The organism is Mycobacterium saskatchewanense, assembly GCF_010729105.1.
Lineage (GTDB): Bacteria > Actinomycetota > Actinomycetes > Mycobacteriales > Mycobacteriaceae > Mycobacterium > Mycobacterium saskatchewanense.
Window position 1 is genome coordinate 4217310 of record NZ_AP022573.1, and the last position, 16437, is coordinate 4233746.

The following is a 16437-nucleotide window of genomic DNA, read 5'->3' on the forward strand; positions in this document are numbered from 1 at the left end:
ATTAGCAGCATCTAACCTTCGACGCGTGCGTGGCGCCACCGTCGGCCCACGGGATCGTATGGTCCAGGTCGCAGTGGGCCGCCGGGCGGTCACAGCCCGGCGCCCGGCAGGTCAGGTCCCGGCACCGCACGAAATCGGCCAGGGCCGTCGACGGCACGTAGCCCGTCTCGGGTGGGGCGCCGGCGGGGTGAGCCAGCGGCACCAGCGTGGCCGACCGGGCAAGCTCCCGGAGCAGTTCGGGGGCGATCAGCGTGTCGACACCCCCCTCGGAGGCGGGGGCGTCGCCGCCATCGAGGGTGGTCTGCTCGGCGATCACATGAATCACCACCGGCGCGGCGGGCCGGCGCGCGCCGGCCGCACAGTCATCGCGCCCGCAGCGACACCCCAACCGATCCGCCCCGGCGGCCAACACCCCCAACGCATCCGCGCGCCGCTGAGCGTGGCTGCGTGGGTCCCGCTCGCAGACCGTGGCCGCCACCGCGTCCAGCCGGCTGTCCAGCGCGTGGGCGTCCGGGCTGACCAGGCTGCCGTGAATCTCAGACATCCCGCCTTCCAGGTCGCAGATCGACACCTCCCGCTCGTTCCGCGACTCGTGGCGGCGGCGCACCGCATCCGCGTCGGCCTTGCCCACGATCCTGTCGACCTGCCCAGCCAGCCGGCCCCGCGTCATCGACGGCCACCGCGGCACGGCTACCGCCAGCTGCCCATCCACCACCGCCAGCAACTGCGCATCGGTGATCAGACCGGTGCGGTACACCAGCATCTGAAACGTCCGATAGTCGATGTCGCCGGTCCGAAACACCGCCGCCACCTGCGGCAGCCGCTCACGCATCGCCAGCGCCTGATGCAGGTAACTACCCGCCATGGCCAGGCTGATCCGAAACGCCGCAGCGACCTCCCCACCCACCGCGGCCCACGTATCGACCGCCCAATCGGCCTCCTCACCCCGCTCGGCGCGGCGCATCTCGAAGAGCTCCCCGATCGCATCCAACCGATCCGCCGCCGCCCGCGCCTCATCCCGCCACGAGGCGCGCATCCGCTCCACCAGCGCCCGCGCGCGACCGTGCTGTGGGGGCTCCCAATACTCGTGAAGCCGCTTATCGAACATGCATTCGATAATTGCAGACCCCACCGACAAGCCCGCCTACGGAACGCGGGAGCGGTGCCGCTTGTCGTGCCCGGGCACCCCGTTGACCCCACCGACGGACTCCGCGTAGGTGCCGACGGCGAACGCCACCCCGGAACCCATGATCCCCAGCGCCTCCCGGCTGACGTTATCGACGGTGTCCCGGGGGCCCCGGTAATTGGGGTCGAAGGGTGCCCCTGCCTGACCGCCCCACAGGCGGGCCTGCACGGTGGTCTTCATCTGGGAGGCGCCGGCGGTCATGCCGCCCACCGGCACGCCCGCGACCATGAACGGGTGGTAGTCGGCCCTGGTGTCCAGCGGCATGTCGGCGGGCCGCTTGCCCGCGAGGTTCAGGAACCCGGCCAGGGTGCGCTCGATGCCGGCCGAGCCGTCGGGGACGTCCCCGAAAGACACCCCCGGGCTGGCCGGACCCGACTGATCACCGTCGTCGGTGAAGAAGCCCGCGTTCGTCGACCCCAGCGTGGTGAAGTTCAGGTACAGCGCGACGTCGTTGAGCTGAGCGTCGTCCATCCCGAAGACATAATCCATCGCCCCGGAACCCCAGAACGCGAACCGGACCGCGTCGTTCACCGGGGCCAGCGGGCCGAGCTGCAGCGCGGTCTCCAGCACCGCGGCGACCCCGGAACCGTTGTCGTTGATGCCCGGCCCCCCCGGCGGCCCCTCGAGGTGCGCACCGACCACGACCACCTCGTGCGGCGAGCCGGTTTTGGTCTGCGCCAGCACGTTTCGCGACGTGACCACGACGTTGCGGGCGTCCAGCACGAGACGTATCGGTGCGGTGGCGCGTGCCAGCGCGCTCGCGGCGGAGCCACCGGCAACCGCGACCGGCACGGTCAGCTGCTTGAAGTAGCCGGGGTTGAACAGCGTGGGCGGCGCCCCCTGACCCGCGGGGGTGCTGAGCACGATCACGGCCGCGGCGCCCTTGGCCACCGCGCTGTTCTGCTTGTCCACCACCGAGCAGCGGGCGTCGTCGACGACGGCGATCGCCCCCTTCGGCAAGCCCGGGTAGTCGGCGGCCGAGCAGCCGGACGGCTGCGTGGGCCGGACGGGCTGACCGGTCAGGCCGCCGGGAGGGGTCTGCACCAGCAGGGATGCCTGGTCAACTTGATAGCCGAGGCCGCCGACCGTCACCGCCGGTTTCCCGGGGGATTCGGCATACAGCCGGTCGAACTGCGGTGTGGCCACGTCGAATCCCCTGTCGCGCAGCGTCTTCGCGACGTATTCGACGCTGGCGTCGTAGCCGGGGGTGCCCTCGGCCCGGTTCCCCTTGTTCGCGTTGGCGATGTCCTGCAGCGCCCGCAGGTGCGCGAGGATGCGGTCCGCGGTCACCTTTCCGGCCAGCCCGCGGCCCAGGTCCGGCGCAGCGGCCGGCCCCGCCACACGTGAGCCCGACGAGCACCCCGACAGCAACCCGGCCAGCAGGAGCACCGTCGCGCCCAGCCGGCGGATCATGACTTCGCGAGCACGTGTCGCGTGCGGTCCTCCATGACCGGTACCCCGTTGTGCCCGCCCAGGTCCTGCGCATACAGGCCGATGGCATAGGCGACGCCGCCGCCATTGATGCCCAGGGCGGTCCGGTCGATGTGGTCGAGCGTGTCGGTCTTCTGGTGGTAGTTGGGGTCGAACGGCTGGTCGGGGGTGCCGCCCCAGAGCTTGGCCTGGTCGGCGGACATCTTGACCTCGGCCCCGGAGAACAGCCCACCGGCCGGGACCCCGGCGAGGGTGAAACCGTCGTAGTCGGAACGGCCGTCGAACGACGTGTCCTGCGCGGCCTTTCCGGCGGACTTCAGGTAGGCGACCAGCGTGCGCTCGATGCCGGCCGAGCCTTCGGGGACGACGGGCCGGCCGCGCGCGTCCATGGGCAGCGACTGGTCCCCGTCGTAGGTGAAGTAACCGGGGTTCGGCGACGCCAGCATGTCGAAATTCAGATACAGCGCAATGTCTTTGAGCCCGTTGAGATCCAACGACTCCACGTAGTTCCGCGACCCGATCAGCCCGAGCTCTTCGGCGCCCCAGAAGCCGAACCGCACCGCGTTGTGCACGGACGGCGAGCTGCCGAGCTGGATCGCGGTCTGCAGGATCGCGGCCACGCCGGACCCGTCGTCGTTGATGCCCGGCCCCTCCGGCACGCTGTCGAGGTGGGCGCCGGCCATCACCACGTCGTGGGACGAGCCCGTCTTGGTCTGCGCGATCACGTTGCGGGCCTTGAAGTTCTGCACGCTCGCGGTCAGCTTGATGGTGACCGGCCCGGGCTGCGCGCGCAGCTGCACCCCGATGGATCTGGTGACGCTCACCACCGGAATCTTGACTTCGGTGTCCGGCCCGAGGGTGCCGCCCATCTGCTGCTCGTCGACGTTGTCGGCGACGATCATCGCGACGGCGCCGCGCTTGGCCGCGACGTCTTCCTTCTGGGAGAACGGGCAATTGCCGCGGTCGACCAGCACCACGGAACCCTGCGCCGGCAGCCTGTCGTAGTCGGACGCTTCACACCCGGGGCTGTCGTCCGCGGGCGCGGCCACCAGCGGGCCGCTCACCCCGTCCGGCGGGGTGCCGAGGCTGAAGTCCAGCGCACGCGCCTCGACGGGCCGGCCGCCGACGGTCACCACCGGCTTGTCACCGTGGAAGACGCGCGCGGAGAACTCCGGCGTCTGCACGTCAAAACCGCTGTGGCGCAATGTATCCACCACGTAATCGACGCTGGCTTCGTAGCCGGGGGTGCCCACCGCACGGGTGCCGTTGTTGGCGTTGGCGATGTCCTGCAACTTGGACAGGTGCACCATCATCGCGTCGGCGGTGACCTTGCTGTGCAAAGTGTCGGCGAACTCGGCCGCCGCGGGGTTGGGCGTTCCGGGCGTGGGGTCGGCCGACTTGTGGAAACAACCGGCCGCGATCCCGGTCAGGGCGACCGTGACGAGCACCGCCGGGACCGTCGACGATTTGTTCAGCATTAAGCCCCAGGTTAGACCGCGGTGCACCGGTCGCGCCGATCGACACGTTCAGACATGCAGCGCGCTGAACGGGGCGAAGGGGAGGTTTCGCACAACGAACCAGATCACCACGAGGCCCAGCGCCACGGCGGCGGACCAGCGCTGGTGCTGCCAGCCGCGAATCCGCCTGCCCGTGGCCCGGCCGTAGGTCCACGCCAGGTACGCCCAGACCAACAGCACCAGCGCCGCGAGGCCGAGCGCGTTGAACCTGGCGGCCGCCAGCAGATTGCCGTGCATGAGCGAATACAGCATGCGCATGCTGCCGCAGCCGGGGCAGTCGATACCGAGCAGCGCCTTGGTGGGGCAGACCGGCAGCGGGCCGTTCGGGGTGGTCGGGTCACCCACCCAAACGGCCGCGCAGACCAGCGTCGTCGACGCGGCCACCGCCAGGGGCGCAGCCAAACTCAGCGGCGCGAAGCCCTGTCGGGTGACCATCACGACGCCGACCTTAGAACATCGCGGCAAGCATCGCCGCGTTCGTGTTGTCTCCGTTGTAGGCGCCGGTCGCCGCCAGGATCACGTTGATGACGATCACGATCAGGCCGACGATGACCGACCACATGACCCACTTCTTGGCGCTGTCGGCCGACGCCTGCGCCTCGGCGTAACGCCCCTGCGCCCAGAGCCCGTTGACCTGGCTGGACTTGACGATTGCCACGATCCCGAAGGGAAGACAGCAGAAAATGGTCACCAGAATGGACCACACCAGGTAGTTATTCGGCGCCTGCCCGGCCGGCTGCTGCGGCGGATATCCCGGGGGCGGAGGGGGCGGCTGTGTCATGGATTCTCCAGATCACGAGAAGTTAGCTGGCGTGAAACGTGCTAACCATACCCGAGCAGCGTCGCGCCGTCATCACGAAACAAAAAGTCCGATCCCCGCCGAGGGCTAATCACCACCGCGCGACGTGGGAACAATCAGCCCCGCATCCGGAAATGCTTGTCCGGCATGGATATTATCCGCGACCGACAAATTCGTACCCAGACAGACAATATCCGGCGGAATGTGTTTGCACGGCAACCTGGTACCCCTACGATCGGTATGCAGCAACCACCGCCAAGGAGTCAAGGGATGCCTCATCGCACCACCGCACGGCTGGCGGCGGTGGCCGCCGCGCTCGCGGGCACGCTCACCGTGGCACCGGCGAGCGCAGACCCGCCCGACACCGGAAATCCGTCGGACGTCAACGCGCTGGCCTCCTCGCTGTCCAAGGGTTACGACCTCAAGAACTGCACCGCACAAAACATCACGGGCGGTGAGCTCGCCTCGCTCCAATGCGGACAAAGTCCCGACCCCGCCGGCCCGGCGCAGGCGCGGTACCTCTTGTTCGGCAACGGCACCGACCTGGCCAGCTCGTTCACCAAGAGCATCAAGGAGGATGTCCTCACCGGCTGCGGTAACGCCGCCACCTCGCCCACCACGTGGCACCAGGGCTCCAGCGCCGTCGCCGGGCAGGTGGCGTGCGGGACTTATCAGAATGCCGCAGAGATCATCTGGACCACGGACGCGAAGAACGTGTTGAGTTATATCCGCGGCTCCAACGGCGATGCCGCGGCGCTCTACGAGTGGTGGAAGTCCAACGGTTGAACGTTGGCGTTTCGCCATAACAATATGGCGTTCAGGCAAAGTCGACCGATGACTTCGGCATCTCGAGCGTGACGCAACCGCGTTTGCTCAGGTATTCATATTTCGTTTTGCTGAAACTACTGACTGCGGCCTAATGTCGAAATAGACTCACGCAGATCAGCGCGGCCGCACCCCGGTGCAACGACTTAAGGAGTTCAGCATGTCCCCTCTGACCAAGGCGCTGCGGGCGGCCACAATCGCGGCGCTGCTGGGCGGTTTCGCCGTAGCCGGGACGACCACGGCTGCCGCCGACCCCAACACCGGCAACCCGAACGACCTGAACACTCTGGCGGGCAACGTGTCAAAGGGCTACGGCCTCAACAACTGCAAACCCCAGACGCTGACGGAAACCGGTGAGCTGGCCGAGCTCCTGTGCGGTCAGAGCCCCGACTCGAACGGGCCGGCCGCCGGCCTCTACGCCCTCTTCGACAACGGCACGAATCTGGCCGCGGCGTTCAGCTCCACCATCAAGGACGTGTCCATGGCGGCCTGCGGGGACGCGGGTCAGTCGCCGACGACATGGCACCAGGGCAGTTCCGCGAGCGCAGGCCAGGTGGCCTGCGGCACCTACAAGAACGCCGCGACCATCACCTGGACCACCGACGCCAAAAACGTGCTGGGCCACGTCAGCGCGAACAACAACGACGTCAACGGCCTGTACCAGTGGTGGCGCGCGAACGGCTGACGTTCATAGCTGTGCCGCAATGAGTTCCGCCACCGCTCGCATCCCGGCCGCGTTGGGGTGCAGCGGGGCGGCTCGACGCGGCAGTGGCACACCGGGTTTCGTTGTCCAGGGCTCGCGCGACCAGGCGTGGTGGCTGTCGCTGGCGGCGGCGGCGCGCACGACGTCGCACCCGGTTGCCTTCGCCGCGTCGGCCGTGAGCCGTTCGAGCGTCGCGGCCACATGGCGGCCCAGATCCGCGTCGGCCTCCGAGATCGGCGCGGCCGGGGTCCCCGCCGGCGGCAGGATCGTCAGGTAGTCGACGAACAGAACCCGGGCGCCCGGGGCGCGCTCACGCAGCGCCGCGCCCACCGCACACAGGGAGTCGTACACGGCCGCCAGGGCGCGGTCGCGCGAATCCCGGTCCAACAGTTCGGATATCCGGCCGGCGAGTAGCGGTATCCGCCGCGTCCACCGCGGCAGGGCGCTGGCCATCAACAGCGGAACGTAGCCGACGTCATTGCCGCCGATGGTCACCGTCACCAGGCTCTCCGAGCCGTCCAGCGCGGCGATCTGGGGTGGCGCGCCCCGCTGGCGGTCGGCAAGCACGTGGGCGGTGGTGGCGCCGGAAAAGGTGATGTCCACCAGGTCCAGCTGGCATCGCTCGGCGAGCAGGTGCGGGTAGTTGCGGGCGGATCGGCCCGATCCCCAGGGCGCACCGGGAGCGGTGGGCCGGATCCCGGGGCCGGCGGCCATCGAACTGCCAAGCGCGACATAGCGTTTCATGAAGTTATCGCGGCGGCGAGGAAGCCTGGGCCCAGAACCGCTTGGGGATGCGACCGGCCCGGCGGGCCAGATGGCCGGCGGTGACCGCGGCGGCCATCGCCGCGGCCATGGCCGCCGGATCGGCGGCCCGCGTCACTGCGCTCGCCAACAGCACGGCGTCGCAACCCAATTCCATCGCCAGCGCAGCGTCACTCGCGGTCCCGATGCCCGCGTCGAGCACCACCGGGACACCGGCCCCCGCGACGATCATCTCGATGTTGTGCGGGTTGGTGATGCCCAGGCCGGTGCCGATCGGCGAGCCCAGCGGCATGACGGCCGCGCACCCGGCGTCCTCGAGCCGGCGGGCCAACACCGGGTCGTCGTTGGTGTACGGCAGCACGACGAATCCGTCGTCGACCAATTGCTCGGCAGCCCTGAGTAATTCGACGGCGTCGGGCAGCAGGGTGCGTTCGTCGGCGATCACCTCGAGCTTCACCCAGTCGGTGTTCAACGCCTCACGGGCCAACCGGGCGGTGAGCACCGCCTCGGCCGCGCTGCGGCACCCCGCCGTGTTGGGCAGCGGCATGATGCTCAATTTGTTGAGCAGGTCCAGCAATCCGGTCCCGCCCTCGGCATCGACCCGGCGGATCGCCACGGTGGTCAGTTCGGTGCCGGACGCGATCAGCGCCTCCTCGAGCACCGCAAGGTTGGTCGCTCCCCCGGTGCCCATGATGAGCCGCGATGCGAAGCTGCGGTCGGCGATGGTCAGGGTCGAGTCAGCCACCTTGCACCGCCGTCACGACCTCGAGGCGTGCACCGTCGCAAAGCGTGGTGCCCCATTGCGACCGCGGCAGCACCGACAAGTCGATGGCCACCGCGACGCCCCGGTCCGGGTAGCCCAGCGAATCCAGCAATGCAGCAACCGTGGTCCGCTCGTCGACCTCGACCCGCTGTTCGTTGACGGTGACGATCATGACGGCGCTCCGACCGGGACCAGTTGACAGACAATTTGTTCCGCGGTCCACGGGGCCAGCAGGAACCCGGACCGGCCGTGGCCGGCGGCCACCAAAGTTCGCTCGTCGAGGCGCTGCACAATGGGCAGGTTATCGGGCGTCATCGGGCGCAGCCCGGCGGCGCACTCGGCCAACTCGTACTCGCCGAGCGCCGGCAGCACCGCGCAGGCGTCGTCCAGCAGGTCCCGCACCCCCGAGACCACCGGAGCGGTGTCACGCCCGTGCTCGTACTGGGTGGCGCCGACCACTACCCCGTCGGCGCGCGGCACCAAATACACCTGCCGGCCGTGCACGCGGGCCCGAATCACCCGCTGCGGCAGCGGCATGCACCCCTTTCGCCAACGCAGGCGCAGCACCTCGCCCTTCACCGGGCGCACCGGCAGGCCTGGCCACAGCATGGGTGCGTCGATGCCGTTGGCGATCACCACCGCGTCGCCCTCGACGCGGGACAACTCGTCGGCGGGCCCGGCCCACCGAACGCCGAGGCGCTCGCAGTCCGCGGCCAGCGCCTCGACCACCGCGCGATTGTCGACCGCCAACTCGGTCGGCGCCCGAAAGCCGTGCCGGATGCCCTGCGCGAGCTGCGGTTCGACATCGCGCGCGGCCGACTCCCAGACCACCGGGTGGCCCTGCTCCGACAACCACTCCGCGACCGTGCGCAGGTCCGCGACGTCGGCCCGGTCGACGGCCACCACCAGCGACTCGCGGGCCGTGACCACCTCCGGCGGCAACCCGTCGAGGAACCCGCCCTCGCGCCACAGCCGCAACGACTCCAACCCCAGCTGCAGCAGCCGCTCTTCTCCCGGCCAGCCCTCGCTGTGCGGCGCCAGCATGCCGCCGGCGACCCAGGACGCGCCTCGCTCGCCAGTGCGGTGCACCCGCACCGACCATCCCGCCTGCGCGGCGCGCCGCGCCACCGATAACCCGATGACGCCGCCTCCGATGACGGCCAAACAGCCCGTCGGCATCCCTGTCCTCCCTTCGCCGGCATGATCCGGATCAGGTGTGACGGTAAGGGCAGGTCCAGTCCCACTGGCTGTGCCCACTCTCAGCCCCGCAGGTGGTGGTGCTACCCGGGACTCCCGTGTCTAGTAGTTCTGCCGTCCACGCTAGCGCGCTAGCGTCGCGGTGTGCATCCACGTCTCACCCGGCTCGCCTCCGCGCGGCTGTATCTGTGTACCGACGCGCGCCGCGAGAGCGGCGACCTGGCCCAGTTCGCCGACGCCGCGCTGGCCGGCGGGGTGGACATCATCCAGCTGCGCGACAAGGGATCGGCGGGCGAAGAACGGTTCGGCCCGCTCGAGGCGCGCGAGGAGCTGGCGGCGTGCGAGATCCTCGCCGACGCCGCGCGCCGGCACGGCGCCCTGTTCGCGGTCAACGACCGGGCCGACATCGCCCGGGCCGCGGGTGCCGACGTCCTGCACCTCGGTCAGGGCGACCTGCCCGTCGGCGTTGCGCGCGAGTTCGTCGGGCCCGACACCGTGATCGGCCTGTCCAGCCACGACCCCGAACAGGCACGTTCCGCCGCGGCCGGCGGCGCCGACTACTTCTGCGTCGGCCCGTGCTGGCCCACCCCGACCAAGCCGGGTCGCGAGGCGCCGGGCCTGCCGCTGGTGCAGGCCGCCGCGCGGCTGACCGGCGCCAAGCCGTGGTTCGCCATCGGGGGCATCGACGCGCGGCGCCTGCCCGAGGTGCTCGACGCCGGTGCGCGGCGGATCGTGGTGGTGCGGGCCATCACCGCGGCGGAGGATCCGCGGGCCGCCGCGCGGGAGCTCAGCTCGGCGCTTGCAGCAGCGAGCTGATCCGGTGACTCAGGTGCGACGGGGCCTCGTCGGCCCGAAGCGGGTCGCCCGGCATGCACCAGACGAACACCCCCGCCTCCAGCTCGAACGTCCGGGGCAGGTGCCGCCGGCGCTCGTCGCCGTGGCCGAGCGGCAACCGCGCCGGCGCCGTGCGCAAGCGGTGCCAGCTGGCGGCGAAACCGGGATGCAGCGGCAGGGCCGCCACCTCGTCCTCGGGCACCCAGCGCATCTCGGCGCTCTCCCCGTTGGGCACGGTATCGAGCAACGCGCCCGCGTCGGCGACGACGGTCGTGTAGGTCCAGCGGGTGCCGCCGATTCCGGGAATCTCGGCCGTGACCACCGCCGCGCGGACGGCCACCAGCTCGGTGACGAGCCCGGCCTCCTCGTTCGCCTCGCGCACCGCCGTCTCCTCGGGGCTCTCGTGGCTGTCCCGGGCGCCGCCCGGGAGGCCCCACGTTCCGCCCTGGTGACTCCACACGGCCCGGTGCTGCAGCAGCACCGCTGGAGTGCCGTCGGAAAGCGGCGCGCGCAGCAGCAAACCGGCCGCGCCGTACCGGCCCCAATAGTGAGCGCCGCTGTCGGATACCACCCATCCGTCACCGTCGCCCTGCACGAGATCAAGGATATGCGTGCCCGCAAGCTTCCAGCCGGGTATCAATTGCGTCGGCCTCCCCCCATCCGCCGCAAATCCTCTTAAGATTCGCTTATAGAGGTCAGTGCAGCGAATTCGAGTGGCCGAAAGATGAGGGCTGATCAAACGTGACGGTTGAGCTGGCGCACCCGTCGACCGAGCCCCCGGGTTTGCGGTCGCCCGCCGAACCGGCGCACCCGCGCTGGTGGTTCATCTCCACGACCCCCGGGCGCATCCTGACCATCGGGATCATCCTCGCGGCCCTGGGCGCCGCCACCGCCTTCGCCACGTCGACGACCATCAACCACCGGCAGCAGGTGCTGACCACGGTGCTCAACCACACCGAGCCGCTGTCGTTCGCCGCCGGGCGGCTGTACACGACGCTGTCGGTGGCCGACGCCGCGGCGGCGACCGCGTTCATCGCCGAGGCCGAGCCGCGTCCCGTCCGGGAGCGCTACGAGCAGGCGATCACCGACGCGTCGGTGGCGGTGACCAGGGCATCCAGCGGGCTGACGGACGAGCCGCTGGTGGAGCTGCTGGGCCGGATCAACGCCGAGCTGGCCGTCTACACCGGGCTCATCGAGATCGCGCGCACCAACAACCGTGAGGGCAACCCCGTCGGGTCGTCGTACCTGTCGGAGGCGTCCGGGCTGATGCAGTCGACGATCCTGCCCGACGCGGCGCGGCTCTACTCCGAGACGTCCAAGCGGGTGGACAGCGAAACCACCGCGTCCACCCAGATCCCGCTGCCGGTGATCCTGGTCGTCGTCACCACCGCGCTCTTCGGCGCGTTCGCGCACCGCTGGCTGGCCCGGCGCACCCGGCGCCGCATCAACCCGGGGCTGGTCGTCGGCGGCCTGGCTATTCTCGTCATGGTGGTATGGGTCGGGACCGCGTTGACCATCTCTACGACGGCGAGTCGTAGCGCGAAGGACACTGCCGCGGAGTCCCTCAAGACGGTCACGAACGTGGCGATCACCGCCCAGCAGGCCCGGGCCGACGAGACGTTGTCGCTGATCCGCCGCGGCGACGAGGAGCGGCGCAAGCAGTCGTTCTACCGGCGCATCGACTCGATGCACTCCCAGCTCGACCAGTACATGGCGCGCAGCGACGCCGTCGACAAGCCCGACCTGCAGGGCGCCGATCAGCTGTTGCTGCGCTGGCGGCAGGCCAACGACCGGATCAACTCCTACATCTCGGTGGGCAACTACCGGGCGGCCACCCAGGTCGCCCTGGGCAGCGGTGAAGACGACTCCACCCCGGCGTTCGACAAGCTCGAGGACCAGTTGGTCAAGGCCATGGACCAGAGCCGCACCCACCTGCGCAACGACGTCCTCAACGCGCGCAGCGGGCTGTCCGGCGCGCAGGTCGGGGGCGTGGTGCTGAGCCTCGGCGCGGCGATCGCGGTCGCCCTGGGGCTGTGGCCGCGGCTGAAGGAATACCGGTGATGAAGCGCCTCGCCGCCGGACTCGCCGCGCTGACCGTGCTGGCCGGTTGCGCGCAGCCGGAATCGCTGACGGTCGCGACGGTGCCGACCCTGCCGCCGCCCACGCCGGTCGGCATGGAGCAGATGCCGCCGGAGCCCCCGCTGCCCGCGGACGACGGCAGCCAGGACTGCAACCTCACCGCCAGCCTGCGGCCCTTCCAAACCAAGGCGGAGGCGGACGCGGCCGTCGCCGACATCCGCGCCCGGGGCCGGCTGATCGTCGGGCTGGATATCGGCAGCAACCTGTTCAGCTTCCGCGACCCGATCACCGGGGAGATCACGGGGTTCGACGTCGACATCGCCGGCGAGATCGCGCGCGACATCTTCGGGGCCCCGTCGCACGTCGAGTACCGCATCCTGTCGTCCGACGAGCGGGTCACCGCGCTGCAGCGCTCGGAGGTCGACGTCGTCGTCAAGACCATGACCATCACCTGCGAACGGCGCAAGGAGGTGAACTTCTCGACGGTCTATCTCGACGCCAACCAGCGCATCCTCGCCCCGCGGGACTCGCCGATCGTGAAGGTGGGCGACCTGTCGGGCAAGCGGGTCTGCGTGGCGAAGGGGACCACCTCGCTGCACCGGATCCGCCAGATCGACCCGCCCCCGATCATCGTGTCGGTGGTCAGCTGGGCCGACTGCCTGGTGGCCATGCAGCAGCGCGAGATCGACGCGGTGAGCACCGACGACTCGATCCTGGCCGGCCTGGTCGAGGAGGACCCCTACCTGCACATCGTCGGGCCGAACATGGCCACCCAGCCCTACGGCATCGGCGTCAACCTGAACAACACCGGGCTGGTCCGGTTCGTCAACGGCACGCTCGAACGCATCCGCCGCGACGGCACGTGGAACACGTTGTACCGCAAATGGTTGACGGTCCTCGGTCCCGCGCCCGGCCCGCCCGCCCCGAGGTATCTGGACTGATGGCAGAGCTCAGGAAGTCCGACGGGGCGGAAGACGTCACGCCCGGCAGCCAGCCCGCCTCGGAGGCTGCAGAGGCGGCTGACGCGTCGGAGGGGCGCCCGCAGGCCACGCAGGCGCTGTTCCGGCCCGACTTCGACGATGACGACGACGACTTCCCGCTCCTCTCGCTCCCGGACTCCGAACCGCAGGAGCGCATGACGATCGCGACGAGGAGGCTGCCGCCGGTCCGGCAGCTCGGCGGTGGCCTGGTCGAGATTCCCCGGGTGCGGGACATCGATCCGCTCGAGGCCCTGATGACCAACCCGGTGGTGCCGGAGTCCAAGCGATTCTGCTGGAACTGCGGAAAGCCGGTCGGCCGGTCCAGCTCGGGGGCCGAAGGACTGTCAGAGGGTTACTGTCCCGCGTGTGGCAGCGCGTATTCGTTTCTGCCGCAACTGAATCCGGGTGACACCGTCGCCGGCCAGTACGAGGTGAAAGGCTGCATCGCACACGGCGGGCTGGGCTGGGTCTACCTGGCCGTCGACCACAACGTCAACGACCGCCCGGTGGTGCTCAAGGGCCTGGTGCACTCGGGGGACGCCGAGGCGCAGGCCATCGCGATGGCCGAGCGCCAGTTCCTCGCCGAGGTCGTGCACCCGCAGATCGTGCAGATCTTCAACTTCGTCGAGCACACCGACCGGCACGGCGACCCCGTCGGCTACATCGTCATGGAGTACATCGGCGGGCAGTCGCTCAAGCGAGGCCCCAAGGACGAGAAACTGCCCGTCGCCGAGGCGATCGCCTACCTACTGGAAATCCTTCCCGCCCTGGGTTATCTGCATTCGATCGGCCTGGTCTACAACGACCTCAAGCCGGAGAACATCATGCTCACCGAGGAGCAGCTGAAGCTCATCGATCTGGGCGCGGTGTCGCGGATCAATTCGTTCGGCTACCTCTACGGCACACCCGGATTCCAGGCGCACGAGATCGTGCGGACCGGCCCGACGGTGGCCACCGACATCTACACCGTCGGGCGCACGCTCGCGGCGCTCACCTTGAACATGCCCACGCGCAACGGGCGCTACGTCGACGGCCTGCCCGAAGACGATCCGGTGCTGAAGACCTACGACTCGTTCCGGCGGTTGCTGCGCCGCGCCACCGACCCCGACCCGCGGCGCCGGTTCGCCAGCACCGACGAGATGTCGGCCCAGCTGATGGGCGTGCTGCGCGAGGTCGTCTCCCACGACACCGGCATCCCGCGCCCCGGCCTGTCGACCGTCTTCAGTCCCAGCCGCTCGACGTTCGGGGTGGACCTGCTGGTCGCGCACACCGACGTGTACCTGGACGGCCAGGTGCACTCGGAGAAGCTGACCGCCCGCGAGATCGTCACCGCGCTGTCGGTGCCGCTGGTGAACCAGGCCGACGTGGCCGCCCCGGTGCTGCAGGCGACGGTGTTGTCCCAGCCGGTGCAGACGCTGGACTCGCTGCGAGCGGCCCGCCACGGCACCCTGGACGCCGACGGCGTGGAGCTGTCCGAGTCGGTGGAGCTGCCGCTGATGGAGGTGCGCGCGCTGCTGGACCTGGGCGACGTCGCCAAGGCGACCCGAAAGCTCGACGACCTCGCCGAGCGGGTCGGCTGGCAGTGGCGGCTGGTCTGGTATCGCGCCGTCGGCGAGCTGTTGACCGGTGACTACGATGCCGCCACCGAGCATTTCACCGAAGTGCTGGACACCTTCCCGGGCGAGCTGGCGCCCAAGCTGGCCCTGGCCGCGACGGCCGAGCTCGCCGGCAACACCGACGAGCACAACTTCTACCGGACCGTGTGGCGCACCAACGACGGCGTGATCTCGGCGGCGTTCGGGCTGGCCAGATCGCTTTCGGCGCAGGGCGATCGGGCCGGTGCGGTGCGCACGCTCGACGAGGTGCCGCCCACGTCAAGGCATTTCACCACCGCGCGGCTGACAAGCGCGGTGACCCTGCTCTCGGGCCGGTCCTCGAGCGAGATCACCGAGGAACAGATCCGCGACGCCGCCCGCCGCGTGGAGGCGCTGCCACCCACCGAGCCGAGGGTGCTGCAGATCCGCGCACTGGTGCTCGGCGCCGCCATGGACTGGCTCGACGACAACGAAGCGAGCACCAACCACATCCTCGGCTTCCCGTTCACCGAACACGGGCTGCGGCTGGGCGTCGAGGCGTCGCTGCGCAGCCTGGCTCGCGTCGCCCCCACGCAACGGCATCGCTACGCGCTGGTGGATATGGCGAACCGGGTGCGTCCGACGAGCACTTTCTAGCTTGGGCGTCTTGGGCGTCTTGGGCGTGTTGGGCGTACCCATGGTGCGAAAACCTCGGGGATACACACTCGACCGCCGGATGGCGAACAGTGAAGCGCCCAGACTCGACGACGTCGAGTGTGCACCTGGAGCGTCGAGTGTGCATCCAGAGTGCGAAAACCCCGAAATCCCCGCCCTCAGTACACAATCAACGGCCGGAATACACACTCGACCGCCGGATGGCGAGCGCCTCCCGCACCCGGCGGACGACATCGACGGGGTGATCCTCCGCGACGACCCGGACGATCAGCCAGCCCATCCGCTCGAGCGTCTCGGCGCGCCGAACGTCCTTGACGTACTGGCGGCGATCCGTTCGATGGTGGTCGCCGTCGTACTCGACGGCGACCATAGTTTCCGCCCAGCCCAGATCGAGGTATGCGACCGGAAGTCCGTCGACGCCGAGCACGGGTATCTGCGTCTGCGGGCGCGGGAGGCCCGCGTCGACGAGCAGCAGACGCAGGTAGCTCTCCCGGGGTGACTGGGCGCCGGGGTCGACGAGCTCCAGCGCGGTCTCCAGCCGCCGCAGTCCCGGCGACCGCGGGTGGGCCTTGGCGAGGGCGAGCACGTCGTCGACCTTGAAACCCGTTGCCCGCGCGAGCGCGTCCAGCCTCACCACCGAAGACCGGATGGCCCCGCGCCGGCCGATGTCGAAGGCGGTGCGCTCGGGCGTGGTGACGGTCAGCCCGCCCACGATCTGCGTCTCCCCGTCCAGCAGCGCGTAGCGCCGCGTCAGGAGGCCACGCGGCGGGCGCGGGTTGTCGCAGACCAGCTCGATCGGGACGCCGTCGGGAATCCACTGTGAGCCGTGCAGAGCCGCGGCGGCCGCCCCGACGATCGTCGCCGTCCGCCTCGACCACAGCCAGGCCGCGACGATGCGCAGCTCGAGCGAGGGCTCGACGCCCCTGGCCAGGTAGACGTTCGGCAACACCGCGCGGTAGCGCGTCCTCAGCTGATGCTTCGTCACGGCCCCGGCCGCCAACGCCTCGCTGCCGACGAACGGATCTCCCATGCCGGGAACGCTTGCACGTGACCGGCGCACCGGGTGTGCGCCCATCCACAGCGAAAACATAGCCAGATGCCGCACAGTTGTC

The 16437-nt window shown here is 69.9% G+C and carries 16 protein-coding genes and 1 pseudogene; 6 read left to right on the forward strand and 11 right to left on the reverse strand.

Annotated features, from left to right (window positions below; all coding sequences use genetic code 11):
• Positions 1 to 7: 7 nt before the first annotated feature.
• The 5 genes and pseudogenes from G6N56_RS19860 to G6N56_RS19880 form a co-directional block, all read right to left on the reverse strand.
• Positions 8 to 1108, reverse strand: a pseudogene (locus G6N56_RS19860) (HNH endonuclease signature motif containing protein); the annotation flags it as partial.
• Between the two features lie 36 nt (positions 1109 to 1144).
• The gene (locus G6N56_RS19865; protein ID WP_085257898.1) at positions 1145 to 2599 is read right to left on the reverse strand and encodes a M28 family peptidase; all 1455 of its coding nucleotides are present in this window, start codon (positions 2597 to 2599) and stop codon (positions 1145 to 1147) included.
• The gene (locus G6N56_RS19870) at positions 2596 to 4095 is read right to left on the reverse strand and encodes a M28 family metallopeptidase (protein WP_085257897.1); all 1500 of its coding nucleotides are present in this window, start codon (positions 4093 to 4095) and stop codon (positions 2596 to 2598) included. Before G6N56_RS19870 ends, G6N56_RS19865 begins: the two co-directional genes overlap by 4 nt.
• Positions 4096 to 4143: 48 nt before the next feature.
• Positions 4144 to 4569 carry a DUF2752 domain-containing protein gene (locus tag G6N56_RS19875; RefSeq protein WP_085257906.1) on the reverse strand — a complete coding sequence of 142 codons (426 nt, stop codon included), beginning with the start codon at positions 4567 to 4569 and terminating at the stop codon, positions 4144 to 4146.
• Positions 4570 to 4582: 13 nt separating this feature from the next.
• A complete protein-coding gene (locus G6N56_RS19880) occupies positions 4583 to 4915 on the reverse strand; it encodes a CD225/dispanin family protein (protein WP_085257896.1) in 333 nt (110 codons plus the stop codon).
• A 288-nt stretch (positions 4916 to 5203) separates the two neighbouring features.
• Here G6N56_RS19880 and G6N56_RS19885 point away from each other — a divergent pair, with 288 nt between their 5' ends.
• Both G6N56_RS19885 and G6N56_RS19890 read left to right on the forward strand, forming a co-directional pair.
• Positions 5204 to 5719, forward strand: coding sequence for a serine/threonine protein kinase (locus tag G6N56_RS19885; protein WP_085257895.1), 516 nt, complete (start codon positions 5204 to 5206; stop codon positions 5717 to 5719).
• 199 nt (positions 5720 to 5918) lie between these two features.
• On the forward strand, positions 5919 to 6443 hold the full coding sequence (locus tag G6N56_RS19890) for a serine/threonine protein kinase (protein ID WP_085257894.1): 525 nt from the start codon (positions 5919 to 5921) through the stop codon (positions 6441 to 6443).
• 3 nt (positions 6444 to 6446) lie between these two features.
• Here G6N56_RS19890 and G6N56_RS19895 read toward each other — a convergent pair whose 3' ends face one another.
• The 4 genes from G6N56_RS19895 to thiO are packed head-to-tail and all read right to left on the reverse strand — an operon-like array spanning position 6447 to position 9165.
• Positions 6447 to 7205, reverse strand: coding sequence for an SGNH/GDSL hydrolase family protein (locus tag G6N56_RS19895; RefSeq protein ID WP_085257893.1), 759 nt, complete (start codon positions 7203 to 7205; stop codon positions 6447 to 6449).
• A gap of 4 nt (positions 7206 to 7209) precedes the next feature.
• On the reverse strand, positions 7210 to 7968 hold the full coding sequence (gene thiG, locus G6N56_RS19900) for a thiazole synthase (protein WP_085257892.1): 759 nt from the start codon (positions 7966 to 7968) through the stop codon (positions 7210 to 7212).
• Positions 7961 to 8158 (reverse strand): sulfur carrier protein ThiS, encoded by a 198-nt coding sequence (gene thiS, locus G6N56_RS19905; RefSeq protein ID WP_085257891.1) that lies wholly within the window; start codon positions 8156 to 8158, stop codon positions 7961 to 7963. The genes thiG and thiS overlap by 8 nt, the downstream gene beginning before the upstream one ends.
• Complete coding sequence (thiO, locus tag G6N56_RS19910; protein WP_085257890.1) at positions 8155 to 9165, reverse strand: glycine oxidase ThiO; 1011 nt, start codon at positions 9163 to 9165, stop codon at positions 8155 to 8157. The genes thiS and thiO overlap by 4 nt, the downstream gene beginning before the upstream one ends.
• 162 nt (positions 9166 to 9327) lie before the next feature.
• On the opposite strand from thiO, the gene thiE reads away from it, so the two are divergent.
• Positions 9328 to 9999 carry a thiamine phosphate synthase gene (gene thiE / locus G6N56_RS19915; RefSeq protein WP_085257889.1) on the forward strand — a complete coding sequence of 224 codons (672 nt, stop codon included), beginning with the start codon at positions 9328 to 9330 and terminating at the stop codon, positions 9997 to 9999.
• On the opposite strand, the gene G6N56_RS19920 is transcribed toward thiE, so the two are convergent.
• Positions 9971 to 10612, reverse strand: a complete 642-nt coding sequence (locus G6N56_RS19920; protein WP_085257888.1) for an NUDIX hydrolase — start codon at positions 10610 to 10612, stop codon at positions 9971 to 9973. The two genes, thiE and G6N56_RS19920, sit on opposite strands and share 29 nt — an antisense overlap.
• Before the next feature lie 146 nt (positions 10613 to 10758).
• Here G6N56_RS19920 and glnX point away from each other — a divergent pair, with 146 nt between their 5' ends.
• From glnX to G6N56_RS19935, 3 genes are read left to right on the forward strand one after another with little or no spacing between them, the layout of a single operon-like run.
• Positions 10759 to 12078 (forward strand): protein kinase G-activating protein GlnX, encoded by a 1320-nt coding sequence (gene glnX / locus G6N56_RS19925; RefSeq protein WP_085257887.1) that lies wholly within the window; start codon positions 10759 to 10761, stop codon positions 12076 to 12078.
• Positions 12078 to 13037: a glutamate ABC transporter substrate-binding protein gene (locus G6N56_RS19930; RefSeq protein ID WP_085257886.1), complete on the forward strand. Its 960-nt coding sequence runs from the start codon at positions 12078 to 12080 to the stop codon at positions 13035 to 13037. Before glnX ends, G6N56_RS19930 begins: the two co-directional genes overlap by 1 nt.
• Positions 13037 to 15307, forward strand: coding sequence for a serine/threonine-protein kinase PknG (locus tag G6N56_RS19935; protein WP_085257885.1), 2271 nt, complete (start codon positions 13037 to 13039; stop codon positions 15305 to 15307). Before G6N56_RS19930 ends, G6N56_RS19935 begins: the two co-directional genes overlap by 1 nt.
• Before the next feature lie 187 nt (positions 15308 to 15494).
• On the opposite strand, the gene G6N56_RS19940 is transcribed toward G6N56_RS19935, so the two are convergent.
• Complete coding sequence (locus G6N56_RS19940) at positions 15495 to 16355, reverse strand: endonuclease domain-containing protein (protein WP_085257884.1); 861 nt, start codon at positions 16353 to 16355, stop codon at positions 15495 to 15497.
• Positions 16356 to 16437 lie beyond the last annotated feature (82 nt).